This is a genomic window from Mycobacterium interjectum (genome assembly GCF_900078675.2).
In the GTDB taxonomy this organism is placed as follows: Bacteria; Actinomycetota; Actinomycetes; order Mycobacteriales; family Mycobacteriaceae; genus Mycobacterium; species Mycobacterium interjectum.
The window spans coordinates 1,318,079-1,341,647 of record NZ_LT546237.1; the positions used below are offsets into that span (position 1 = coordinate 1,318,079).

At 68.4% G+C, this 23,569-nt stretch carries 20 protein-coding genes and 1 pseudogene; 12 read left to right on the top strand and 9 right to left on the bottom strand.

Translation table 11 applies throughout. From position 1 onward, the window contains the following. The first annotated feature begins 54 nt into the window (after window positions 1–54). A complete protein-coding gene (locus tag BN4348_RS40550; RefSeq protein WP_066912378.1) occupies window positions 55–1,275 on the top strand; it encodes a CaiB/BaiF CoA transferase family protein in 1,221 nt (406 codons plus the stop codon). Between the two features lie 28 nt (window positions 1,276–1,303). Here the strand turns inward: BN4348_RS40550 and BN4348_RS40555 are convergent, their stop codons facing one another. Next, on the bottom strand, window positions 1,304–1,678 hold the full coding sequence (locus tag BN4348_RS40555) for a thioredoxin family protein (protein WP_066912380.1): 375 nt from the start codon (window positions 1,676–1,678) through the stop codon (window positions 1,304–1,306). A gap of 123 nt (window positions 1,679–1,801) precedes the next feature. Between BN4348_RS40555 and BN4348_RS40560 the strand changes: the two genes are divergently transcribed. From BN4348_RS40560 to BN4348_RS40580, 5 genes are all read left to right on the top strand, one after another. Beyond that, entirely contained in the window at window positions 1,802–2,071 is a 270-nt protein-coding gene (locus BN4348_RS40560; protein ID WP_066912633.1) for a metal-sensitive transcriptional regulator, read from the top strand. 34 nt (window positions 2,072–2,105) lie between these two features. After that, a complete protein-coding gene (locus BN4348_RS40565) occupies window positions 2,106–2,516 on the top strand; it encodes a DUF302 domain-containing protein (RefSeq protein ID WP_066912383.1) in 411 nt (136 codons plus the stop codon). A gap of 15 nt (window positions 2,517–2,531) precedes the next feature. After that, window positions 2,532–2,900, top strand: a complete 369-nt coding sequence (locus BN4348_RS40570) for a carboxymuconolactone decarboxylase family protein (protein WP_066912387.1) — start codon at window positions 2,532–2,534, stop codon at window positions 2,898–2,900. 110 nt (window positions 2,901–3,010) lie between these two features. Next, window positions 3,011–4,375 carry a wax ester/triacylglycerol synthase domain-containing protein gene (locus tag BN4348_RS40575; RefSeq protein WP_066912390.1) on the top strand — a complete coding sequence of 455 codons (1,365 nt, stop codon included), beginning with the start codon at window positions 3,011–3,013 and terminating at the stop codon, window positions 4,373–4,375. Between the two features lie 177 nt (window positions 4,376–4,552). Next, complete coding sequence (locus tag BN4348_RS40580; RefSeq protein ID WP_066912393.1) at window positions 4,553–4,843, top strand: ANTAR domain-containing protein; 291 nt, start codon at window positions 4,553–4,555, stop codon at window positions 4,841–4,843. A 76-nt stretch (window positions 4,844–4,919) separates the two neighbouring features. Here the strand turns inward: BN4348_RS40580 and BN4348_RS40585 are convergent, their stop codons facing one another. Further along, window positions 4,920–5,666, bottom strand: coding sequence for an IclR family transcriptional regulator (locus BN4348_RS40585; protein WP_066912635.1), 747 nt, complete (start codon window positions 5,664–5,666; stop codon window positions 4,920–4,922). Window positions 5,667–5,732: 66 nt separating this feature from the next. On the opposite strand from BN4348_RS40585, the gene BN4348_RS40590 reads away from it, so the two are divergent. Both BN4348_RS40590 and BN4348_RS40595 read left to right on the top strand, forming a co-directional pair. Then, window positions 5,733–7,073 (top strand): FAD-binding oxidoreductase, encoded by a 1,341-nt coding sequence (locus BN4348_RS40590; protein WP_066912395.1) that lies wholly within the window; start codon window positions 5,733–5,735, stop codon window positions 7,071–7,073. Beyond that, complete coding sequence (locus BN4348_RS40595; protein ID WP_066912398.1) at window positions 7,073–7,882, top strand: DAPG hydrolase family protein; 810 nt, start codon at window positions 7,073–7,075, stop codon at window positions 7,880–7,882. Before BN4348_RS40590 ends, BN4348_RS40595 begins: the two co-directional genes overlap by 1 nt. Window positions 7,883–7,978: 96 nt before the next feature. On the opposite strand, the gene BN4348_RS40600 is transcribed toward BN4348_RS40595, so the two are convergent. The 3 genes and pseudogenes from BN4348_RS40600 to BN4348_RS40610 all read right to left on the bottom strand — a co-directional run. Further along, on the bottom strand, window positions 7,979–8,428 hold the full coding sequence (locus BN4348_RS40600) for a DUF6941 family protein (protein ID WP_066912401.1): 450 nt from the start codon (window positions 8,426–8,428) through the stop codon (window positions 7,979–7,981). Window positions 8,429–8,598: 170 nt separating this feature from the next. Beyond that, window positions 8,599–8,946, bottom strand: coding sequence for a DUF732 domain-containing protein (locus tag BN4348_RS40605; RefSeq protein ID WP_066912404.1), 348 nt, complete (start codon window positions 8,944–8,946; stop codon window positions 8,599–8,601). A gap of 206 nt (window positions 8,947–9,152) precedes the next feature. Continuing rightward, window positions 9,153–10,223, bottom strand: a pseudogene (locus tag BN4348_RS40610) (DUF4407 domain-containing protein); the annotation flags it as partial. A 286-nt stretch (window positions 10,224–10,509) separates the two neighbouring features. On the opposite strand from BN4348_RS40610, the gene BN4348_RS40615 reads away from it, so the two are divergent. Both BN4348_RS40615 and BN4348_RS40620 read left to right on the top strand, forming a co-directional pair. Continuing rightward, on the top strand, window positions 10,510–11,067 hold the full coding sequence (locus BN4348_RS40615) for a hypothetical protein (protein WP_066912407.1): 558 nt from the start codon (window positions 10,510–10,512) through the stop codon (window positions 11,065–11,067). An 81-nt stretch (window positions 11,068–11,148) separates the two neighbouring features. Continuing rightward, window positions 11,149–11,577: a type II toxin-antitoxin system Rv0910 family toxin gene (locus tag BN4348_RS40620; RefSeq protein WP_211145710.1), complete on the top strand. Its 429-nt coding sequence runs from the start codon at window positions 11,149–11,151 to the stop codon at window positions 11,575–11,577. Window positions 11,578–11,907: 330 nt separating this feature from the next. On the opposite strand, the gene BN4348_RS40625 is transcribed toward BN4348_RS40620, so the two are convergent. From BN4348_RS40625 to malQ, 4 genes are all read right to left on the bottom strand, one after another. After that, window positions 11,908–13,653 carry a molybdopterin-dependent oxidoreductase gene (locus tag BN4348_RS40625; protein WP_066912412.1) on the bottom strand — a complete coding sequence of 582 codons (1,746 nt, stop codon included), beginning with the start codon at window positions 13,651–13,653 and terminating at the stop codon, window positions 11,908–11,910. A 323-nt stretch (window positions 13,654–13,976) separates the two neighbouring features. Next, a complete protein-coding gene (locus BN4348_RS40630) occupies window positions 13,977–14,447 on the bottom strand; it encodes a nuclear transport factor 2 family protein (RefSeq protein WP_066912414.1) in 471 nt (156 codons plus the stop codon). After that, window positions 14,444–15,325 (bottom strand): LLM class F420-dependent oxidoreductase, encoded by an 882-nt coding sequence (locus tag BN4348_RS40635; RefSeq protein WP_066912637.1) that lies wholly within the window; start codon window positions 15,323–15,325, stop codon window positions 14,444–14,446. Before BN4348_RS40635 ends, BN4348_RS40630 begins: the two co-directional genes overlap by 4 nt. A gap of 35 nt (window positions 15,326–15,360) precedes the next feature. Continuing rightward, window positions 15,361–17,505: a 4-alpha-glucanotransferase gene (gene malQ / locus BN4348_RS40640; protein ID WP_066912639.1), complete on the bottom strand. Its 2,145-nt coding sequence runs from the start codon at window positions 17,503–17,505 to the stop codon at window positions 15,361–15,363. Window positions 17,506–17,871: 366 nt separating this feature from the next. On the opposite strand from malQ, the gene eccB reads away from it, so the two are divergent. Continuing rightward, complete coding sequence (gene eccB, locus BN4348_RS40645) at window positions 17,872–19,395, top strand: type VII secretion protein EccB (protein ID WP_066912417.1); 1,524 nt, start codon at window positions 17,872–17,874, stop codon at window positions 19,393–19,395. Further along, on the top strand, window positions 19,392–23,552 hold the full coding sequence (gene eccCa / locus BN4348_RS40650; RefSeq protein WP_066912420.1) for a type VII secretion protein EccCa: 4,161 nt from the start codon (window positions 19,392–19,394) through the stop codon (window positions 23,550–23,552). The genes eccB and eccCa overlap by 4 nt, the downstream gene beginning before the upstream one ends. Window positions 23,553–23,569 lie beyond the last annotated feature (17 nt).

Sequence of the window (23,569 nt, forward strand, 5' to 3'; positions counted from 1 at the left end):
CCTTAGAGTAGCTAGAATACCTAAAATAGCAAGAAAGACGAGCGAGGGGTTGCCTTGTCCAGCGTGCTGAGCGGTGTCCGGGTGGTCGAGTTGGCGTCGTGGACCTACGTGCCCTCGGCCGGCGCCGCCCTCGCCGACTGGGGCGCGGACGTGATCAAGGTGGAAGGCGTCGCCGCGGGGGACCCCGGGCGCGCGCTCGTCGTCGGCGGCTTCACCCGCGAAGCGGCCCGCCCCGACGCCGATTTCATCCTCGAATTGGGCAACCGCGGCAAGCGCAGCATCGCTATCGACATCAAGTCCGAGCTGGGCCGCGAGCTTTTTGGCCGCCTGTTGGCCAGTGCGGATGTGTTCCTGACCAATTGGCTGCCCGGCGCGCTGGAGCGGGCTCGGCTGACCGTCGACGACGTCCGCGGGTTCAACCCGAAGATCATCATCGCCCGGGGCACCGGGCTGGGGGTCCGGGGCCCGGACCGCAATCGCGGCGGGTTCGACGCCGCCACGTACCTGGCGCGCGGTGGGGTGGCGTACACGCTCACGCCGTTCGGCACCGACACGCCCGCGGTCCAGGGGCCCGCGTTCGGGGACCTGCAAGGCGGCGCAACGCTGGCCGGCGGCGTGTGCGCGGCGTTGTTCCACCGGGAACGAACCGGCGAGCCGACGATCGTGGACTCGTCGCTGCTGGCACAAGCGATGTGGGCGATCGCTCCGTCGATTTCGGCGGCCGATTTCTTCGATATCGACGGCATTCCCGGTGCGCCGCCCGGGCTGGCCATCAACCCCCTGGTGAACCGGTACAAAACCAAGGACGGCAGGTGGATTCAGCTGGTTTTCCTGCAGCCCGACAAGTTCTGGGCCGGCTTCTGTGCGCGGATGGGGCTGGGGGAGTTGGCCACCGACGAGCGGTTTGTGCCGTCGAGCAACCTGATCGCCAACGCCGCCGCCGCGACCGAGCTCGTGGCGAACGCCTTTGCCCGCCATGACCTTGCGCACTGGCAACGGGTTCTCGCGGACGAACCCGGCGTGTGGGGCGCGCTGGCGACGCCACGCGAAACCCTCAACGACCCTCAGGTCGAACCCAACGGGTACGTGGTGACCAACGTCGACGACCACGGGGAGGAGTACCGCATCGTCGCGGCGCCCGTTCAGTTCGACGAAACCCCACCCGCGCCCGCTCGCGCCCCGGAGCACGGGCAGCACACGGAGGAGATTCTGCTGGAGCTCGGCGTCGACTGGGACGACATCGCCGGCGCGAAGGATCGCCGCGCGATCCTCTGAGGCGGCCCCGCGTCGCCGCGTCTCCGGATCAGCCGGCCACCGCGGCCTTGCGGGCGGCGATCTTGGCGCGCACCGCGTTCATGTCGAGCGATTTCACCTGGCTGATCAGGTCCTCCAGCACGGCGGGCGGCATCGCGCCGGGTTGGCTGTAGACCAGGACGCCGTCACGAAACGCCATGATGGTCGGGACGGAGCGGATGCCCAGCGCGGCGGCCAGCTCCGGCTCGGCCTGAGTGTCGACCTTGGCGTGCACGACGTCGGGGTGTGCCTGTGCCGAACGGTCATAAACGGGCGCGAAGGCCTGACAGGGACGGCAGTACGCGGCCCAAAAGTCAACCAGCACAAGCGGGTTGTCGACGATGGTCGATTCGAACGTCTGGCGGGTGAGGGCGGTGGTTGTCATGCTGCTTCCTTTCTTCACATGCTTACCCGTGACAACTGATACCCTATGGGGTATATTCCACTGTGGATCAGTTGATACCCCGGCGGGTACCCTGTGGGTAGCAACAACGAGACGGAGGATCCAGTGATTGGTGATCAAGACAGCATCGCCGCGGTGCTCAACCGGCTGCGGCGGGCCCAGGGCCAGCTTGCCGGGGTGATCTCGATGATCGAACAGGGCCGCGACTGCAAGGACGTCGTCACCCAGCTCGCGGCGGTTTCGCGCGCCCTCGACCGCGCCGGGTTCAAGATCGTCGCGACCGGGTTGAAGGAATGTGTCTCGGGAACCACCGCGGACGGCGGGACTCCGCTGAGCGAGGCCGAGCTGGAGAAGCTGTTCTTAGCGCTCGCCTGAGCGCCGGGGCGGTGAACAAACGAAAGGAAGCACGATGAATCTCGCCATTTCGACACCGCTGCAGACCTCGTTCGAGGACGCGGTCGCCAAGACCCGCGAGGCGCTCGCGGAGCAGGGCTTCGGTGTGCTCACCGAGATCGACGTGAAGGCCACGCTGAAGGCGAAACTCGGCCATGACATGGAGGATTACCTGATCCTGGGCGCCTGCAACCCACCGCTGGCGCACCGGGCCCTGGACGCGCGACGCCAGATCGGCCTGCTGCTGCCGTGCAATGTCGTCGTGCGGGCCGACCCCGACCACGCCGGCACGGTGCTCGTCGAGGCCATGAATCCCGGGCTGCTGGTCGAGGTCACCGGCGAGCCGGAACTGCGTCCGGTCGCCGAGGAGGTCACCGACAAGCTCCAGGCGGCCATCGACTCCCTCAAGCCCGCAGTTCACCACTGAGAGGGGGGCCGGGCAATGTCGGATCACCAGCATCATCACGAAGTACTGCAGGACCTGCTGCCGCAGCACCGCGCGCTTCGCAAGCAAATCCCCGAGGTTTACCAAGGATTCGCGGCCCTCAGCGGCGCCGCCCTGACCGATGGTGCGCTGAGCCGCAAGGTCAAGGAGCTCATGGCGCTGGCGATCGGGGTCGTCGAGGGCTGCGACGGCTGCATCGCCTCGCACGCGCAGGGCGCCGCGCGCGCCGGCGCCACCCGGGAGGAAGCCGCCGAGGCCATCGGCGTCACCTTCCTCATGCACGGCGGCCCGGCGACCATTTACGGCGCGCGCGCCTACACGGCCTTCTGCGAATTCGCCGACGCCGAGGCCGCCAAGCCGTCCTAGCCGCGGCGCCGCTGACGAAGGACCCGACGTCGAAGGACCAAAGTCATTGGCTGCCAAGGATCTGCTGACCTTTGCCGCCCCGCGTCGTAGGTTGGTGCCCGGAGCATGCGATGACCGGATTCCTGCGCAACAGCGACGCCTTCACCTGGGCGATGGAAAGCGATCCACGGCTGAGATCAACCGTGGTCAGCGTGGTGTTGCTGGAGCGCTCGCCCGACTGGGACGAAGTGCGCCAGCGCTTCGACCTGATCAGCCGCAAACTTCCGATGTTTCGGCAACGGGTGGTGCCGTCACCGCAGCCGGCCCCGCCGCACTGGGAGTACGCCCCGGACTTCGACCTCGACTACCACGTCCGGCGGGCCGCCACCCCGGGGGCCGGCACGCTCGATGACATCCTCGAGCTGTCCCGGCTGGCCGAGATGCAGGACTTCGACAGGGCCCGGCCGCTGTGGGAGACGAGCCTCATCGACGGCCTGGAAGACGGTGGCGCGGCAGTGATTTGCAAGTTCCATCATGCCCTCACCGACGGGATCGGCGGCGTGCAGATCGCGATGCATCTGTTCAACCTCTCCGAGGAGTCGTGCCGGCGCGAACCGCTGCCGCCCGAGCCGGAGGTATCGACGCCTTCGTGGCTAGGTGGCTATCGGGATACCTGGCGCTACGACGCCGGGCTGCTGGCGACCACCGTCGGCAGAGCGGTCAAAGCGGCTCCGCGACTGCTCTACGGCGGCGTGCGCCGGCCCCTCGCGACGGCCCGCTCGGCGGCGGCGACCGCGGCCTCGTTCTATCGGACCGTTCGGCCGATAAGTCGCACCGGTTCTCCGCTGCTGACCGAACGCGGCCTGATCCGTCGCCTGATGGTGCACCAGGTGCCGCTGCAGCAACTGCGCGAGGCGGCGCACCGCTCCGGCGGGGCCCTCAACGATGCGTTCGTCGCCGGGGTCGCCGGCGGCCTGCGCCGCTACCACGAAAAGCACGGCGTCGAAGTTGGCGACCTACACCTCACGATGCCCATCAGCCTGCGGACCGAGTCCGATGAGATGGGCGGCAACCGGATCACGCTGATGCGGTTCGACGTTCCCGCGGGTGAGACCGAGCCGACGGCACGAATTCAGGCCATCCACGAGCGCGCCGCCGCGGTGCGCTCCGAGCGCTCCCTGCCGTACACCCAACTGATTGCCGGCGCTTTGAACTTGATGCCGCGCTGGTACATCGGTTCCGTGCTGCGCCACGTCGATTTCCTCGCCAGCGACGTGCCCGGCGTGCCGGTGCCGGTATTCCTGGGCGGCGCGCCGGTGCGCGCGCAGTACGCGTTCGGCCCCACGATCGGGTCGGCGGTCAACGTCACACTGCTCACCTACGTCGACACATGCGCCCTGGGCATCGACGTCGATACCGCCGCCATACCCGACTATGACATCTTCTATGAAGCCCTGGTCGCCGGCTTCGGCGAAGTACTAGCGCTTGCAGGCTGATTCGCTCGATCCCGAAACGGTCACAAGCGCATATCGATACGGGCGGCGGTCTGGCACAAACTCGTTCGATCCGCAAATCATTGCACAGGGCGCCTTTCGAGAATCACCGGCGCGACGATGCGTACCGAACGCGCGCGTAGCGCATCTCGTTCGGGCGCAACAGGAGGTATCGACAGCATGATCGCGAACTGGGTCCCCGCCCAGACTTCGTATGGCCCGAATTCCGGCCGCATTCTCGACACCGCGCGAGGCATCCTCATCGGCCTTCGCCGCTGCCCCTCGCAAGCGGCTTTGGATGAATTGCACAGCGCGGCACTACGTCACAAGGTTCCGGTGTTCGCCATGGCCTGGGCGCTTGTCCACCTGGCCGGCGAAGGGGAGAAGACGCCCAGCTTCGTCGACGCGCAGTCGGCGGCTCGCCGGGAGTGGGGTTCGCTGTTCGCCAGGTCGGCCGCGGTGAGCTGCTGAGGAAAGGTTAGGACTTGGCGCGGCCGGGGTCCTGGGGGGTACCGCGGCCGTCGCCAGCAACCACCGAGCCGCTACTTCAACGCGTCCAGGCCGGCGAGTCGGCCGCCGCGCGCAACGCGTCGATGATGCGCCCCTCCTTCTCGCGAAAGCGCTCGGTGGGAGCCGGAACCGAGATCGCGACCACGTTGTCGCCCACCGCGCGCCGCGCGATCGCGGCGGCCGAGATCCCACGGGTGTGTTCGTCGCGGTCGAAGGCGATCCCGGTGCGCCTGATCTCGGCGACCTCGGCGCGCAGCGGGTCGGCGACTTCGGGGCCGAATCGAGCGAGGGCGGCCTCCGCCTCGGCCATATCGAGCGCGGCGAGGGCGGCCTTTCCGTTGGCGGTCGACTCGAGCGGGAAGCGCACGCCGACGGCCGAGACCGCCCGAAGGCGGTGCGACGATTCGATCTGGTCGACGAACCACATCCGCTGCCCCCGCAGTACCGACAGGTCGACGGTCTCGTCGTCGGTCGCACGCGCCACTCGCTCGATCGTCGGGCGGAAGATCGTGGCGATCTGCGCCCCGTCGGCCCTGCCGTACCCCAGCAAGCGCTCTCCTAGGGAAAAGCGGCCCTGCGCGTCGACCTGGGCCAACCCGACCTCAACCAAGCCCACCAGCAGGCGGCGAGCCGTCGACTTGGCCAGCCCGAGCCGCTCGCCGAGGTCGACGAGGCGGAGGCGTCCCGGCTCGGCGCCGATCTCGTCCAGCGCGGCGGCGGCGCGACGTAACACCTGGATGCCTTCGTCGCGACCAGCAGGCAAATTTTCTTCCGTGGAAGGCACGATGACACTATAGTGTTCCGCAATGCGGTCTATCAAGAACCGCAATGTGGATCGAAGGGAGCTGCAATGGGCGCGCTACCGGCCGGGCGACATTTTTTCCGTGGCGATGACGGGTACGAGGCCGCCCGCCGAGGCACCGTGTGGCACCAAAAAGTGCCCGACCGGTATCCCGAGCTGATCGTGCAGGCCGTCGACGCCGCGGACATCGTCGCCGGCCTGCGCTACGCCAAGGCCAACGGCCACCAGGTCAACGTCGTCTCGGGGGGACACAGCTTCGCGGCCAGCCATCTTCGCGACGGCGCGGTGCTACTGGACCTCAGCCGCCTCGATCACGCGACGATCGACGCCGAGAAAATGACCGCGGTCGTCGGGCCGGGCAAGGGGGGGAGCCTGCTCATGGCCGACCTGGAGGCGCAGAACCTGTTCTTCCCGGGCGGCCACTGCAAGGGCGTCTGCCTCGGCGGTTACCTGCTGCAGGGCGGTTACGGCTGGAACAGCCGGATCTACGGCCCGGCGTGTGAGAGCGTCGTCGGGCTCGACGTCATCACCGCCGACGGCGAACAGATCCACTGCGACGCGGAGAATCACCCCGACCTCTACTTCGCGGCCCGCGGGGCCGGTCCGGGCTTTTTCGGGGTCGTCACGTCGTTTTACCTGAAGCTGTACCCGCGCCCGGCCGCCTGTGGCACCAGCGTGTACGTCTACCCGTGGGACGTCGCCGACGAGGTCTACACCTGGGCCCGCGGCATCAGCGCCGAAGTGGACCGTCGCGTCGAGATGCAGGCCATCGCGACCCGCAGCCTCTCGGAGATGGGCATCGACGGCCCCGGCATCGCGTTCGCGTCGCCGGCCTTCGCCGACTCCGAAGCGGAAGCCCAACAGGCCCTCGCGATCTTCGACACCTGTCCCGTCGTCGATCGAGCCGTGCTGAAAGTCCCCTACATGCCCAGCGATTTGCCCACCTGGTTCACGGCGGTGATGACCCACTACCTGAACGATTACCGCTATACGGCGGACAACATGTGGACCTCGGCGTCGGCCGAGGAGCTGCTGCCCGGCATCCATACGATCCTCGACACGATGCCGCCGGCTCCGTCGCACTTCCTCTGGCTGAACTGGGGGCCGTCGCCGGCCCGCCAAGACATGGCCTACAGCATCGAAGACGAGATTTACCTGGCCCTCTACGGGTCCTGGAAGGACCCCGCCGACGACGCCAGGTTCGGCGACTGGTCGGGATCCAACATGGCCGCGATGTCGCACCTGGCCACCGGGATTCAGCTTGCCGACGAGAACCTCGGCCAGCGCCCGGCGAAGTTCGCCAGCGACGAGGCGATGGCGCGGCTCGACAAGGCGCGCGCCACCTATGACCCCGACGGCCTGTTCAACGCCTGGATGGGACGACTCTGATGACCGGCGATCTTTACCTCGGCTACCGCAACGACGACGCTAATACGCCGTTTGGCAAGTTCTTCAAGCCCGAGATGGCCCCGCTTCCAACGCATGTCGTCGAGGCGCTACAGCATGGCCCGCAAGGGGCGATGGCGCTCTCGGCGTTCGCCGACGCCGCCGGCGTCGCCGAGCAGGGCTACCAGCAGACCGAGAACGGCTACGGCGTTCTCGAGGACGGCAGCTACCAGGTATCGGTGCGCACCGACATGCCCGGAGTCACCCCGGCGATGTGGTCATGGTGGTTCGGCTGGCACGGCTGCGACACCCGCCGCTACAAGCTGTGGCATCCGCGCGCGCATCTGTCCGCCGCATGGAAAGACGGTGACGACGCCGGTCGTCAGGGCGCCCGGCGCTACATCGGCCGCTGGTCGATCATCAGCGAGTACATCGGCTCCACGATGCTCAACGGTGCAATCCAATTCGTCGAGCCGACCGAGATGGGTTGCCCACCCGACAGCGCCGACGCGGTGGCGATCTGCGCCCGACTGGGCTCCAGCGACGCGCCGGTGGATGTCGGATGGTTCATTCACCACATCCGGTCGACGCCGGAGGGCGCCGAGATGCGGTCACGGTTCTGGATGGGCGGGCCGCACATCGCCGTGCGCAAGGCGCCCGGCGTCGCGTCCAAGGCGGTGCGCCCCATCGCGTCGCGGATACTTGGCGACCCGGTGGCCAGCGGCCGCAATCTGCTGGTGCACTGCGCCCAGGAGATGAACCACCTGGCGGGTTTCTTGCCCGCGCTCTACGCGGCCTTGGGCGACGAGTAGTCGCCTATCAGGGTTAGGCCCCCGCCGCCGGTCACGCGAAAGTGCAACTGGCGAGGCATTTCTCGGGTCGCCGCGTCGGTAACCGCACCCTCGTGGCTATGCGGGTGTCGCCGGCGGGTGCGCGGCACCGATGACAACAAACGCCTCAACGGTGGTCGCCTGCTCGAAGCCATCGACCTCCACCCGCCACTCGTAGATACCGGGTTCCAGCGGTATCCCGGCGGGGATGTTGAGCGTGAGCGGCATGCGAACCGAGGTGCCGTGGATCGCCCCCGGCGGGCGGCCGGCCTCCGCGGACGCCTCGAAAGAGATCCGCTGGGGTCCCTGCGTCCCCATCACCACCACCGGGTCGCCGTCGGTGGTCAACAGCTGGCAGGTCAGCTTGTGCGGCTTGTTGGTCTCGTCCCAGTCGATGTCCAGGAACAGCACCAAAGCGAAAGGGGGCGTGGGCGTTTGGCACTGCCGCCAGCCGAGCCCGAGGGCGTGGACCTTTCCCGACTGGGCGTCCGCCTGCGCCGCGTCCGCGAGGAACAGGGTGATCTTCATGGCCGGGCCCTTCCGGTGCTCACCGCAAGACCCTGCCCTGCCATTGCCGCCGCCTCACGACATCCACGCGATCTGTCCCCCGATCTTGTCGGGAGGATCATACCTTCGCGCGGATCAGCCGCCGCGGCCCCGCACGCCCGCGGCCGTTCAGTGCGCGACGGATCTGTCGGCTATGCGCCGCTGGGCTTCGGCGCCGCGCCCGGGTCCTCGGCTTGCGTCAGCTTTTCCGGGCAGTACGCGGAGGCCGCGAGCGCCGCAAACTTCGCGGCACCCGGGCCCTGGAAGCCCGGGTTGCGGTCCTGCAGGTTCTTGACGATCTCCTCGCCCGTCATCCCGCCGTCGGCCAGGCTGCACACCTGTTTGCCGGCCGTGATCGCGCGGTCGGCGTTCAGGTAGGTCAGCCCGGCTTGGGAAAGCGCGGTCAGGAAGGCTTGGTCTTTCGGGGTGGGGTCGGCGTAGGCCGGGGCGGCCGTACCGATGACCACGGCGGCGCTTGCCATCAACAGCACGAGTCTCATAGTTCGCTGATTGTTCCAAAGTGACGGTAAGGGTGCATCCTTTGCGGCCAAACAGAACTTGAACGGGAGCTGACCACCCAATGAAATCCGAGTGATTCGAATTGCCCTGTCCGGCAACGCCGCTCGGAGGTGCTGCGCGGCGCCGATCACTGCCCGGGCGGCAGCTGGCGCGGGCCGTCGGGCGCCCGCAATTCGCGCGGGCCGNACGTCACCTTGTGGGTGCGCCTGAGCGAAAACCGGATCTCCTCGACCTCCTCGAACACCTGACGCGCGGTGCGCAGGGGCGAAGTCGTGTTGTCGATGACCCGCGCGACGAACGGCGGCACCAGTGGGCGAATCCAGCGAGCCGCGGCCTTGGTGGCGTCAGGAATGGACGGAATCAGGGGCGTCGCGCGCTCCTCATGCCGCGGTTCGACCTCGCCGCTCGGTTCGACATGCGCCGGCAAGTTCTCGGGGACGGTCTCGGCAGGCGGCACGGGGGCGATCGCCCGGCTGGCCGCCTCGGCTTCCGCGGCGATCGGCAGGTAGATATCGTCGTCCGCCGGCTCGAACGCACGCTGCGACGACGTGCGCACCGGGGCGTCGAGGGCCTCCATCACCCGCCGGCGCTGGTTTTCGCGATCAATCTCGGTCTGGGCCTCGATGGCGAGCCGGGCCTGTGTGAGTTGGTGCTCGGCCCACATGATCTCGGCCTCGCGGCGGACCTGCGCGCGCTTGAGCGCGATCGCCGTGTCCGCCTCGAGCTCGGCGCGTTCCTGCTCCGCCCGGGCCGTCGCGTGACGGTCGTGGGTCGTCTCGCCACGCCACCGCCGCAGGATCAGCGGCAGCACGCACAGCAGCGCGAAGAAAGCGATCGTCACCACGCGCAGCGCCAATGCCCCCGGGCTGGCCAGCGTCATGTCGTTCATCGCCACCCAGCGTGCGCCCAGGCCCCGGCCGGCGTCCGCGACCGCGTCCTGCCGCGCGTGAGTCAGGGCCAGCTCCTCGCGGGAGACCCTGGCGTCCAATTCGGGCGCTTGACGATCGCGGGTCGCCAGCGCGTTGTCCAGCTCATGCTGCGCGTCGGCGAGAAGCTCGTTTGCCGTTCGCGTTTCGGGCCCGGACCCCGGAACGCCGGTGATCCGGGTCTGCGGGCAGGCCGGGGTGGGATGGTATTCGCAACGCGCCACGACCAGGGCCTGATCCTGGTGCTCGCGAGCCCGCTCGACGGCCCGGTCGAGCGCGCTGCGTGCATCCTTGGCCTGCTGCACGGCCGCCGCCGCCTGCGCGACGGCCGGCGNGCGAACGAGCGGGGCTCAGGCACGGGCTCAGCAATTTTTTGGGCGCACATCAGCTCCAAACACCTCCCAGTAGGTCAAGCCTCCCAGGCCGCCGCCCGACACACCGAATCGAAGCGCCACGCCTGTGGTGCTCTTCACAGAGGACAGGGTGGATGCGGATCACGTCCTCGTGATACCCATCGGATCCGCTCAGCCCTGACCGCGGCCGCCTCCGCCGCGAAATTGCTGCGACGCGGGCAGATCAGCGACCGTTCCGGCAGGGGACGTGAGACGGTATAAGCCTATGCAAAATCGCGAGTATGTCACCTACGAAGAGTTCGGACGCAGGTTCTTCGAGGTCGCCGTCACCCCCGAGCGTGTCGCCGCGGCTTTCGCCGACATCGCGGGCAATGAGTTCGCCATGGAGCCGATCGCCCAGGGCCCCGGGGGTATTGCCAAGGTCAGCGCCAACGTCAAGATCCAGGACCCCAAGGTGACCCGGCGCCTGGGCGACGACATCACCTTCGTCATCCACATCCCCTTGTCCATCGATCTGCTGCTGGACCTGCGGCTCGACAAGCAGCGGTTTGTGGTCTCCGGAGACATCGCGTTGCGCGCCACGGCGCGCGCCGCCGAGCCCCTGCTTCTGATCGTCGACGTCGCCAAGCCGCGGCCATCCGACATCACGGTCAACGTGTCGTCGAAGTCCTTCCGCGGCGAGGTGCTGCGCATCCTGGCCGGCGTCGATGGCGAGATCCGCCGCTTCATCGCCGCATACGTCGCCGAGGAAATCGACGCACCGCAGTCCCAGGCCGCGCAGGTCATCGATGTGGCCCACCAGCTGCAGGAGGTCTGGCCCTAACGGCGCCGATCGCGTTTACCTCGTCGTCGCAGCCGGGTATGCGGGTCCCAACAGCGACCGTCTCACGAGGAGCGAGAAGACTTGGCACGAGTAGATGTTTCGATGTCGTCCGAGGTGGAACCGGAAACCGCCTGGAAGCTCGCATCCGACCTGCGCCGCTTCGACGAGTGGCTGACCATCTTCGGCGGCTGGCGCGGGCCCGTTCCCCCGACCATCGAGAAGGGCACCTGCGTTTCCTCGTGCATCAAGGTCAAGGGCTTCCGCAACGTCATCCATTGGGAGGTCACCTGTTACGACGCGCCGGAATCGATTGAGCTGCAAGGCCGCGGCCGGGGCGGCATTCGGATCTCGGTCGGGGTGACCATCTCCGACGACCGCCCCGGATCGAAGTTTCACCTCACCGCGGACCTCAAGGGCGGGGTGCTCAGCGGGCCGGTCGGGGGCCTGGTCGCCAGGGTGCTGCGGTCCGACATCCGCAAGTCGGTCGGCAATCTCGCGTCCCTGGAGTAATCGCGCTGCCGGCGCATCCCGCCGCCACGTTCGGCGTCGCGAAACCGCCTGCCGTCCATGCCAAGCCAGGCGAGGCCGGCCCCCAACGCCGACAACCCGACGATCGCGGCGACAACGCCTCCGCCCGCCTCGCCGAGGGCGAAATTGATCCCGCAGACCACGAACGCCAGTACTGCGCCCCCATGATGACGGGCCCGGGCGAGCGCTGCGCATCCCGGCGGGCGCGCGTGATGTGATCCATGGGTCCCCTCAGATTATCGCTATCGTTTCGGCCGCTTGCTTGCGGCTACCCGAAACACCCTCTGAGGAAACGACTTCCGGTCGGCGCCCCTACAGCGTCTGGTGGCGTCCGAAGTACTTGTGGTCCTCGCTGTAGCCGCCGTAACCGCTGCCGATGTCGCGATAGTCGGCGACGAACTCGATCCCCTTGATCCACTTCACCAGCTTGAAGCCGTGCTGCAGCTCGTTGCGCAGCCGCAGCGGCTTGCCGTGCAGGTAGGGGAGTGGCTGGTCGTTCATGTTGTAGGCCAGCATCGTCATGTGATGGTCCATCTGGCCGATGTGGTGGGCGTTGTAGTAGATGCCACCGGTGGCGCCGAGACCCATCGAATAGAACACCGCCCATTTCGCCTCGGGCAGCGGTTTGACGATGTCCATGATCGCCTTCATCTGCACGCCGCCCCACTTGGCCACGCCCGACCAGGCCTGGATGCAGAAGTGCTGGCTGATCTGCTCGTGGTAGGGCAGCGCCTTCAGGTCGTCGAGCGAGAATTCCATCGGGTGCTCGACCAGGCCGTAGACCCTCAGCCGCCAATCGCGAAAGTCGTTGGCCTCCAACTCCTTGTATTCGACCGTCTCCGGCAGGCGGCCGTTGCGCCAATGGTGCGGTGAGATGTCTTTCTCGGTGAACGCGCCGGGCTTGGGATCGAGCTGTTCGAGCACGCGCTGGAACGGGCCGACGAGCGCGTACCCGACCCGCTGAATCACCCGGGGATGCCGAATGGTGAAGGGGGTCGCCCACACCCACGCGACGGCCGTCACCGCCATCGCGGCGGCGAAGATCCCGAAGCCCACCCAGCTGTCGTCGTCGCGCGAGGCGAACATGTGGTTGAGGTTTCGCAGCGCGCCGGTGGTCAACACCATCGTCACGTGCACCAGGATGAAGAACAAGAAGTACACCAGCACAACGAAATGCAGGGACCGCGCGTGCTGAATGCTCAGCCGCTTGCTGAGCCAATGGACGCGCTGCGACAGCGCCGGCGACATCCCCAGGCCGGTGATCAACGCGGCCGGCGCGGCGATGAAGACCGTGGCGAAGTAGGCGAGCAGCTGCAGGCCGTTGTAGGCGACCCAGCCGTTGTCCTTCGGCCAGTCCAGCGACAGGTACTGCACCGCGACCGACGCGGCGTTTCCGAAGACGTCCCAGCTGGTGGGCACGATGTGGCGCCACTGGCCGGTGACGAACAACAGCACGTAGAAGACCAACCCGTTGACGAGCCACAGCACGTCGATGCCCAGGTGCCACCAGCGGGCCAGCCCGATGGAGTGCCGGAACCCCGGCAGGCCGAGCTGCGGTGGCAGCGCGACGGTGTCGGCGTTGGCGGTCCACAACTCGTCGTCGGGCACCGGCGGCCCGACGCGCAGCCATTCGTCCTTGCCCGGTGTGGCGTTGCGGCTGAAGTAAAGCCGGGGATGGTCACAGAGGATCTGGATCCCCGTCCGGATGATGAACATCATCATGAAGAGGTTGAAGAAGTGGGTCCACCCGATCCAGGCGGGCAGGCCCGGGCTGACACCGGTATGGGTGTCGGTCCCCGGGTAGCGCTGGACGAACGACTGCACCGCCGGCATGTTGTGCAGGCCTTTGCCGATCGCGACTCCCACGACCAGCAGGGCAAAGCCGATCGGAATCAGCCACAGCAGGTTGAACCACTTGTCGCGCCCGACGCGCAGTTTCGGGGCCGTGGCCCGCCTGGTGAGGTCGAAGCCGCCACCGTAGGACTCCACGTCGATGGTGTCCTCGGCGGTGTGTATCTCGTTGCGGTAGTCCGGGGTTTCCGCCAGCGGCGTGCCCACCGCCTGTGTCGATACAGAGCCGTCCGGTGCTGCCCGCCCCCCGGCGGTCCCGGCGGAGTCAACGCGCAGGTCCCGATGTTCGGTGTTCGTCACGCGGCCGAAAATACACGAGTCGGCTTGGATAAATTGGACTCGATCGGAAAGAGGGGCACCCCGGCGACCCTGGTTGCGCTGCGCGGTCACCGGCCACAGTTGCCGGCGGGCAAAATCGGCATCGGCACGCATAGCGGTAGCCGCAACTACCAATCAACTAATCATTTTTCGCCGCAAACTCGCTTCCTGGGTGGTGGCTGTGAGTTTGGGCATAACCCTCTGGACGTCGGCTAAGCCCGGTCTCGCGGCAGCAATTTCCGGGCCGTACGGGTCTCAATGGCGTTGATGGTCAGGGCCCGGCGGGCGATCCGCCAGCCCGCGTCCGTCCGTCGATAGTCGTCGTCGTAGCGCAGGTGCCACACCACGTCGACCACTTCGTCCCCGCGCCGGCTCCAGTGGTGCGCGACGCACGCGACGCGACCGCGCGCGGCGCCGGGGCGCGGGCCGTCGTCGTAGACCTCGCCGATGATGGCGTGCTCGGTGCGGGTGACGGCGGCGACGGCGGCCACCGCGACGGCGATGGCCTCCCGGCCCCGGTGGCAGTGGACGGGCTCCAGCTCGGCCGGCGGCTCGGGCAGCACCAGCTCGGCCTCCTCGGTGAAAAGCGCTACGACGGAGTCGAATTGACCGTCGTCGACGTTGCTGGCGTAGCGGTGCACCACATCGCTGAGTGCCACCTGGTCGTCGACTGACAGGGTCATGAGGCCAGGCACAGCCGTTGCGCGCACGCCGACAGCATGTCCTTGGCCTCCCCGATATCGGCGGTCGGCGGCATCGACAACACGATCCGGTCGGCGCCCTGATCGACGAGGCCGCCCGCGCGTTCGGCGTCGATCTTGGTGACCGCGTGGCCCAGCGACACCTCCAGGGCCGCGGGATCGCGGCCCGCCGCGGATGCCTCGTCACGCATCAGCGCGATCAGCGACGCAAGTTGCGGTCCCGCCACGCCCAGCGGTTGGAAGCCGTCTCCCAAGCGCCCCGCGCGGCGGGCCGCCGCCCGGCTGTGCCCCCCGATGTGGATCGGAAGCCGTTCGGCTGCAACGGGTTTCGGGTAACACATGACGTCGTCAAAGTCGAAGAATTCGCCGTGGTGCGAGGCCCCTTGCGGGCGGTCGGCCCACAGCGCCCGCAGCACCGCCAACTGCTCGTCGACCCGCCTGCCCCGGCTGTCGAACTCCGCGCCGCAGGCGGCCAGCTCCTCCTTGAGCCAGCCCACGCCCACGCACAGCCGCAGGCGCCCGCCCGAGAGCGCGTCGACGGTCGCGGCCCGTTTGGCCAGCACCACCGGGTGATGGTTGGGCAACACCAGCACCCCGGTGGCCAGCCCGAGGCGGCTGGTGTGGCCGGCCAGGAAGGCCAGCAGGTCGAGCGGGTCGGGGATGGGGCAGTCGGCGGTCAGGCCGACTCGTCCGGAGCTGTCGTAGGGATAGACGCTGTCATAGCGGGTGAACAGAACGGTGTGCTCGACGACAACGATCGATTCGAACCCGCAGCGCTCCAGGTGATCCGCGAAGCTCACCATCCACTCGGGATCCGCGGTGACACCGTCGGCGACCGGGGCCACCACCCCGACTTTCAGGGAAGCCGTCATGGGATCCGAAGCTAACAGGCCACTTACGTGTCCGGCGCGATCGCCTCGCGGACGGCCTCGGCCAGGGTCGCCGCCCGGGGATCGGTGAAGACGTCCTCGAGCGTCACCGGCCGGCCGTCGGGCCCGGTCAGCGGAACCCGCCAGTTGGGGTATTCGTCGGTGGTGCCCGGCTGGTTCTGGGTGCGGCGGTCGCCGACCGCATCGGTCAGCGCTACCCCCAGCAGGCGCGACGGCGTTCGGCCCAGGTAGCGGTATAGCGCGAGGACGACGAGTTCCGGGTCGTCCTCGCCCTCGACCAGCAGGCCGACCCGGCGCAGCTCCGCCATCCACGCCGCCAGCTCGGCCCGGTCGGATTCGAGCTCGGCCTCCACGGGCCGGGTGAGCAACCCCAGGGACTCGCGCAGCCGCACGTGTTCGCCCGCCAGGTAACCGGCCGTCGGCGGCAGATCGTGGGTGGTGACCGAGGACAGGCAGTACTCACGCCAGCGCTCGGCCGGCAGGGGGCCGCCGTTGCCGTCCCGATCCAATTCGAACCACAGGATCGAGGTGCCCAGCACGCCGCGCAGCAAGAGGTAGTCGCGCACCCAGGGTTCGACGGTGCCGAGATCCTCGCCGACGACCAGCGCGCCGGCCCGGTGCGCCTCGAGGGCGACGATGCCGATCATCGCTTCGTGGTCGTAGCGCACGTAGGTGCCCTGGGTGGGCGGTGCGCCCCGCGGGATCCACCACAGCCGGAACAACCCGATGATGTGGTCGATGCGGACCCCGCCGGCGTGCCGCAGCTGCGCCCGGATGAGCGCGCGAAAGGGCAGGTACTCCCGCTCGTCCAGCCGGTCCGGGCGCCACGGCGGCTGGGACCAGTCCTGGCCGAGTTGGTTGAACTCGTCCGGCGGCGCGCCCGCGGTCACGCCCAGCGCCATCGCATCCTGCAGGGCCCAGGCGTCGGCGCCGTCGGGGTGCACGCCGACGGCCAGGTCTCCCATGACGCCCAGCGCCATCCCGGCCCGGATCGCGTGCGACTGCGCCGAGGCGAGCTGTTCGTCGAGTTGCCACTGCAGCCATCGGTGGAAATCGACCGCGTCCGAATTTCTTTCGGCAAAACCGGCGACCCCGGCGGCGTCGGGGTGCCGCAGCGAATCCGGCCAGCGGTGCCAATCGCCGCCGTATTCCTCGGCCAGCGCGCAATACACGGCGAAGTCCTGGAGTGGAGTTCCCTCCCGGTCGCGGAACGCCGCGTAGGCCAGCTCGCGGCCCGCCGACCGCGGCACCTCGTGCAGCAGCTTGAGCGCCGCGCGTTTGGCCGCCCAGGCGCCGTCGCGGTCGATGGCGTCGAGCCGGCCGGCCCGCCGCTGGACGTCCGAGCGCAGCCGACGTACCCGACCGCGCTTGGTGAGGTCGGCGTATTCCGGGATTGCCTCGACGCGGAGGTAGATCGGGTTGACGAAGCGGCGGGAGGTGGGCAGGTACGGCGACGGTTCCATGCGCCCGCTCGGACCGAACCCGGCCGCATGCAGCGGATTGATCAGCACGTAGTCGGCGCCGTGGCGGGACGCCGACCACACCGCGAGGTCGGTGAGGTCGGTGAGGTCGCCGACGCCCCAGGACTGGCGGGACCGCACGCTGTAGAGCTGGGCCGCCAGCCCCCACGCGCGCCGGGCCCCGAGCTGTTCCGGCAGACCCAGCCAGTCCGGGGTCACGATCAGCGCGGTGCTCGTCTCCGAGTCGCCGGACCGCAGGTGCACGCGGTGATAGCCCAGTGGCAGGTGCGCGGGCAAGACGAAGCTGGCCTCGCCGATCCAGCGTCCGTCCAGCTCGAACGGCGGCGTGAAGTTGTCCACCTGCTGCACCCCGCCGCGGACCGTGCCGTCCTCGAGCTGCAGCCACACCTCGGCGGGGTCACCGTGGGTGACGTGCGCCCAGAACCGGATCTGCTCGCCGGTGCGCCCGACGATGGTCGCCGGCATTCGACGCTGCCAATACGCCCGCCGGTGCGCCGTCAGCGCGGCGTTGCGCTCCTGCTCGGTGCCGGCCTCGACACCCAGCGCGGCGAGCACCGCCACCAACGTTTCCGCTGGGACCAGCACCGGCCGTCCGGTCCAGTCCTCGTATTCGGTCGCGATGCCGAACCGACGGGCGAGTTCGACCAGCGAGGGCGCGAGCTCAGGCATGCCGCCCATCTTGCTCGAGGATGCCGGGAGCCGGCTCGGGCGGGGCCATCGCTCTAAGGTTGCCGTTCAGCAGGACTAGTCGGGCGTCCGCGGTTAACATGCCCAGTGAAGACGCGAAAAATCCAACCCGGGGGATGAGTGGGGAAAAGCAATGTTGGCGGCTCCGCAGCCGGCACCGCCAACGGGTCAGGCGCTGGAAAAGAGGCAGCGTGCGCCGGCCCAGTGCGATGTAAATAGAAGGTGAAGCGCACGCCAACGCGTGGCGAGGTAGGTGCGGGTCCCTTACGGTTGTCGATGTAATTCGCGCGGTGGACATTTTCGACGGACAATATCCAGGCGTTCTAGCAGACCGGATGGTGAAATAACGTGGCGGAAGAGAGTCGCGGGCAGCGGGGGTCGGGGTACGGCCTCGGGTTGTCGACCCGCACCCAGGTGACGGGCTATCAATTCCTGGCCCGCCGAACCGCTATGGCGCTGACCCGCTGGCGGGTCCGCATGGAGATCGAGCCGGGCCGGCGCCAGACGCTGGCCGTGGTGGCCTCGGTGTCCGCGTCGCTGGTGATCTGCCTGGGCGCGCTGCTGTGGTCCTTCCTCAGCCCGTCGGGTCAGATCAACGAGTCGCCGATCATCGCCGACCGTGACTCCGGCGCGCTGTACGTGCGCGTGGGCGACAAGCTCTATCCGGCGCTGAACCTCGCGTCGGCGCGGCTGATCACCGGGCGCCCGGACAACCCGCACCTGGTGCGGTCGAGCCAGATCGCCAACCTGCCCCGCGGGCCGCTGGTGGGCATTCCGGGCGCACCGTCGAACTTCGCGCCCAAGACTCCGTCGGCATCGTCGTGGCTGGTGTGCGACACGGTGTCCGGTTCGACCGGGACGGGTGCGCCGTCCGGGGTGACGGTGACGGTGATCGACGGCGCCCCGGATCTCAGCGGCCACCGCCAGGTGCTCAACGGGTCGGATGCCGTGGTGCTGCGGTACGGCGACGAGGCGTGGGTGGTTCGGCAGGGGCGGCGGTCGAAGATCGACCCGACGAACCGGTCGGTGCTGCTGCCGTTGGGTTTGACGCCCGAGCAGGTCAGTATGGCGAAGCCGATGAGCCGCGCGCTCTACGACGCGTTGCCGGTGGGGCCCGAGCTGACGGTGCCCGAGATACCGAACGCGGGTTCCCCGGCGACGTTCGCCGGTGCGCCCGGTCCGGTGGGGACGGTGATCGTCACACCGCAAATCAGTGGGCCGCAACAGTATTCGCTGGTGTTGACCGACGGCGTGCAGACACTGCCACCGTTGGTGGCTCAGATCCTGCAGAACGCCGGCGGCCCGGGTGGTAACACCAAGCCGGTCACGGTGGAACCGTCGGCGTTGGCGAAGATGCCGGTGGTCAACAAGCTGGACCTGTCGTCGTATCCGGACAACCCCTTGAACGTGATGGATATGCGGGAGAACCCGGCGACCTGCTGGTGGTGGCAGAAGACCTCGGGGGAGAACCGGGCCCGCATCCAGGTCGTGTCCGGGTCGACCCTGCCCATCCCGACCAAGGAGATGAGCAAGATCGTGTCCTTGGTGAAGGCCGACACCACCGGCCGCGAGGCCGACCAGGTGTACTTCGCTTCCGATCACGCGAACTTCGTGGCCGTCACCGGCAACGACCCCGGCGCCAAGACGACGGAATCGCTGTGGTGGCTGACGGACGCGGGCGCCCGGTTCGGGGTCGACGACACCCGCGAGGCCCGCGAGGCGTTGGGCTTGAAGACCACGCCGAGCCTGGCGCCGTGGGTGGCGCTGCGACTGCTGCCGCAAGGCCCGACCCTGTCGAGAGCAGACGCCTTGGTGGAGCACGACACCCTGCCGATGGACATGTCCCCTGGAGATTTGGTGGTACCTCGATGAAGCGCGGATTTGCTCGGCCAACGCCGGAGAAGGCTCCGGTCATCAAGCCGGAGAACATCGTCCTACCGACCCCGCTGAGCATCCCGCCACCCGAGGGCAAGCCCTGGTGGATCGTGGTGGTCGGGGTCGTGGTGATCGGCCTGCTGGGCGGCATGGTCGCCATGACCTTCGCCAGCGGTTCCCATGTGTTCGGCGGCGTCGGCGCGATCTTCCCGATCTTCATGGTCGGCGGGATGATGATGATGATGTTCCGCGGCGGCGGCGGCCAGCAGCAGATGAGCCGGCCGAAGCTGGACGCGATGCGCGCCCAGTTCATGCTGATGCTCGACATGCTGCGCGAGACGGCCCACGAGTCGGCCGACAGCATGGACGCCAACTACCGCTGGTTCCACCCGGCGCCCGACACCCTGGCCGCGGCCGTCGGGTCGTCGCGGATGTGGGAGCGCAAGCCCGACGGTAAGGACCTCAACTTCGGTGTGGTGCGCGTCGGCGTGGGCATGACCCGGCCCGAGGTGACCTGGGGCGAGCCGCAGAACATGCCCACCGACATCGAGCTGGAGCCCGTGACGGGCAAGGCGTTGCAGGAATTCGGCCGCTACCAAAGCGTCGTCTACAACCTGCCCAAGATGATCTCCCTGCTGGTGGAGCCCTGGTACTCGCTCATCGGCGACCGCGAGCAGGTGCTGGGCCTGATGCGGGCGATCGTCTGCCAGCTGGCGTTCTCGCACGGGCCGGACCACGTGCAGATGATCGTGGTCAGCTCCGAGGTGGAGCAGTGGGACTGGGTGAAGTGGCTGCCCCACTTCGGCGACCCGCGCCGTCAGGACGCGGCCGGCAACGCGCGCATGGTCTACAGCTCGGTGCGGGAGTTCGCCGCGGAGCAGGCCGAATTGTTCGCCGGCCGTGGGTCTTTCACGCCCAGGCATGCCAGTTCGTCGGCGCAGACCCCCACCCCGCACACGGTGATCATCGCCGATGTCTCGGACCCGCAGTGGGAGTTCGTGATCAGCGCCGAGGGTATCGACGGCGTGACGTTCTTCGACCTGACCGGCGGATCGATGTGGTCGGCCGTCCCCGAACGGACCCTGAAGTTCGACGAGCGGGGTGTGATCGAGGCGCTGCCCCGCGACCGCGACACCTGGATGGTCATCGACGAAAACACCTGGTTCTTCGCCCTGACCGACCACCTCAGCATCGCGGAGTCGGAGGAGTTCGCGCAGAAGCTGGCGCGGTGGCGGCTGGCCGAGGCGTACGAAGAGATCGGTCAGCGGGTGGCCCACATCGGCGCCCGGGACATCATGGCGTACTACGGGATTGACGATCCGGCCGACATCGACTTCGACGCGTTGTGGGGCAGCCGCACCGACTCGATGGGCCGGTCGCGGCTGCGGGCGCCGTTCGGCAACCGCTCCGACAACGGCGAGCTGCTGTTCTTGGACATGAAGTCGCTGGACGAGGGCGGCGACGGCCCGCACGGGGTCATGTCGGGAACGACCGGTTCGGGTAAGTCGACCCTGGTGCGGACCGTGATCGAATCGCTGATGCTGGGGCACCCGCCGGAGGAGCTGCAGTTCGTGCTGGCCGACCTCAAGGGTGGTTCGGCGGTCAAGCCGTTCGCGGGCGTGCCGCACGTGTCGCGCATCATCACCGACCTGGAGGAAGACCAGGCGCTCATGGAGCGCTTCCTCGACGCGCTGTGGGGTGAAATCGCCCGCCGGAAGGCGATCTGCGACAGCGCCGGTGTCGACGACGCCAAGGAGTACAACTCCGTGCGCTCCCGGATGCGGGCGCGCGGTCAGGACATGCCGGCGCTGCCGATGCTGGTGGTCGTCATCGACGAGTTCTACGAATGGTTCCGCATCATGCCCACCGCGGTCGACGTGCTGGACTCGATCGGGCGTCAGGGACGCGCCTACTGGATCCACCTGATGATGGCGTCGCAGACGATCGAAAGCCGGGCCGAAAAGCTCATGGAGAACATGGGTTACCGGTTGGTGCTGAAGGCTCGTACCGCGGGCGCGGCCCAGGCGGCCGGCGTGCCGAACGCGGTGAACCTGCCGGCCCAGGCCGGTCTGGGGTATTTCCGTCGCAGCCTCGAGGACATCGTCCGGTTCCAGGCCGAGTTCTTGTGGCGGGACTACATCTCCCGGGGGATCACCATCGACGGCGAGGAAACCCCGACGTTGGTGCACAGCATCGATTACGTGCGCCCGCAGCTGTTCACCAATTCGTTCACCCCGCTCGAGGTGAGCGTCGGGGGACCGGAGCTGGAGCCGGTAGCGGTCCACTCGAACGGCGAGGCGCTCGAGGTCGCCGAGAGCGAGGAGGACGAGGAAGGGATCAGGGTGCCGAAGGTCGGCACGGTGATCATCGATCAGCTGCGCAGGATCGACTTCGAGCCGTACCGGCTGTGGCAGCCGCCGCTGACCACTCCCGTGGCGATCGACGAGCTGGTCAATCGGTTCATCGGCCACCCGTGGCAGCAGGACTACGGCACCGCACAGAACCTGGTGTTCCCGATCGGGATCATCGACCGCCCGTTCAAACACGACCAGCCGCCGTGGACGGTCGACACCTCGGGGCCCGGCGCCAACGTCCTGATCCTGGGCGCCGGCGGTTCGGGCAAGACCACGGCGCTGCAGACGCTGATCTGCTCGGCCGCGCTGACGCACACGCCGGAGCAGGTCCAGTTCTACTGCCTGGCCTACAGCGGCACCGCGTTGACCACGGTCGGGCGCCTGCCGCATGTCGGTGAGGTGGCCGGCCCGACGGACCCCTACGGCGTGCGCCGTACCGTGGCCGAACTGCTGGCGCTGGTGCGCGAGCGCAAGCGCACCTTCCTCGAATACGGCATCGCCTCGATGGACGTGTTCCGGCGCCGCAAGTTCGGCGGCGAGGCCGGCCCGGTGCCCAACGACGGGTTCGGCGACGTCTACCTGGTGATCGACAACTACCGGGCGTTGGCCGAGGAGAACGAGGTGCTGATCGAACAGGTGAACCTGATCATCAACCAGGGCCCCTCGTTCGGGGTGCACGTCGTCGTCACCGCCGATCGCGAATCGGAGCTGCGGCCGCCGGTACGCAGCGGTTTCGGCTCCCGGATCGAGTTGCGGCTGGCCGCGGTGGAGGACGCCAAGCTGGTCCGCTCCCGGTTCGCCAAGGAGGTTCCCGTCAAGCCGGGGCGCGGCATGGTCGCGGTCAACTACGTCCGCCTCGACGCCGACCCGCAGGCCGGCCTGCACACGTTGATCGCCCGGCCCGCGCTGGCCAACACACCCGACAACGTGTTTCACTCCGACAGCATCATCGAGGCGGTCAGCAGGCTCGCGAGCGGCCAGGCACCGCCGGTGCGCCGGCTGCCCGCGCGGTTCGGCGTGGAGCAGGTGCGCGAGCTGGCCGCCCGCGACACCCGCCAAGGGGTGGGCGCCGGCGGAATCGCCTGGGCTATCTCGGAATTGGATCTGGCGCCGGTGTACCTCAACTTCGCCGAGAACGCGCACCTGATGGTCACGGGCCGGCGCGAGTGCGGGCGCACCACGACGCTGGCCACCATCATGTCCGAGATCGGCCGGCTGTATGCGCCGGGATCCAGCAGCGCACCGACACCACCGGCGGGGCGGCCGTCGGCCCAGGTGTGGCTGGTCGACCCGCGGCGTCAGCTGCTGACCGTGCTGGGCTCCGAATACGTCGAGAAATTCGCCTACAACCTCGACGGCGTGCAGGAGATGATGAACGAGATGTCGGCGCTGTTGGCCAGCCGCGAACCACCGCCCGGCCTGTCGGCGCAGGAGCTGTTGTCGCACTCCTGGTGGAGCGGCCCGGAGATCTTCTTGATCGTCGACGACATCCAGCAGCTCCCGGCGGGCTTCGACTCGCCGCTGCATAAGGCCGCCGCCTGGGTGACCAGGGCCGCCGACGTCGGCTTGCACGTGCTCGTGACCCGCACGTTCGGTGGGTGGTCCTCGGCGGGCAGCGACCCGATGCTGCGGGCGCTGCACCAGGCGAACGCGCCACTGCTGGTGATGGACGCCGACCCCGACGAGGGCTTCATCCGCGGCAAGATGAAGGGCGGCCCGCTGCCCCGTGGCCGAGGCCTGCTGATGGCCGAGGACACCGGCATCTTCGTGCAGGTGGCGGCCACCGAGTTCCGCCACTAGGACGGCGATACCGCTGC

Coding starts and splice junctions, on each gene's coding strand:
- malQ (WP_066912639.1), bottom strand. CDS start 17,505: ATGCCTGAGCTCGCGCCCTCGCTGGTCGAACTCGCCCGTCGGTTCGGC.
- BN4348_RS40615 (WP_066912407.1), top strand. CDS start 10,510: ATGCAAAATCGCGAGTATGTCACCTACGAAGAGTTCGGACGCAGGTTC.
- BN4348_RS40555 (WP_066912380.1), bottom strand. CDS start 1,678: ATGACAACCACCGCCCTCACCCGCCAGACGTTCGAATCGACCATCGTC.
- BN4348_RS40590 (WP_066912395.1), top strand. CDS start 5,733: ATGGGCGCGCTACCGGCCGGGCGACATTTTTTCCGTGGCGATGACGGG.
- eccCa (WP_066912420.1), top strand. CDS start 19,392: ATGAAGCGCGGATTTGCTCGGCCAACGCCGGAGAAGGCTCCGGTCATC.
- BN4348_RS40575 (WP_066912390.1), top strand. CDS start 3,011: ATGACCGGATTCCTGCGCAACAGCGACGCCTTCACCTGGGCGATGGAA.
- BN4348_RS40595 (WP_066912398.1), top strand. CDS start 7,073: ATGACCGGCGATCTTTACCTCGGCTACCGCAACGACGACGCTAATACG.
- BN4348_RS40600 (WP_066912401.1), bottom strand. CDS start 8,428: ATGAAGATCACCCTGTTCCTCGCGGACGCGGCGCAGGCGGACGCCCAG.
- BN4348_RS40605 (WP_066912404.1), bottom strand. CDS start 8,946: ATGAGACTCGTGCTGTTGATGGCAAGCGCCGCCGTGGTCATCGGTACG.
- BN4348_RS40565 (WP_066912383.1), top strand. CDS start 2,106: ATGAATCTCGCCATTTCGACACCGCTGCAGACCTCGTTCGAGGACGCG.
- BN4348_RS40580 (WP_066912393.1), top strand. CDS start 4,553: ATGATCGCGAACTGGGTCCCCGCCCAGACTTCGTATGGCCCGAATTCC.
- BN4348_RS40630 (WP_066912414.1), bottom strand. CDS start 14,447: ATGACCCTGTCAGTCGACGACCAGGTGGCACTCAGCGATGTGGTGCAC.
- BN4348_RS40570 (WP_066912387.1), top strand. CDS start 2,532: ATGTCGGATCACCAGCATCATCACGAAGTACTGCAGGACCTGCTGCCG.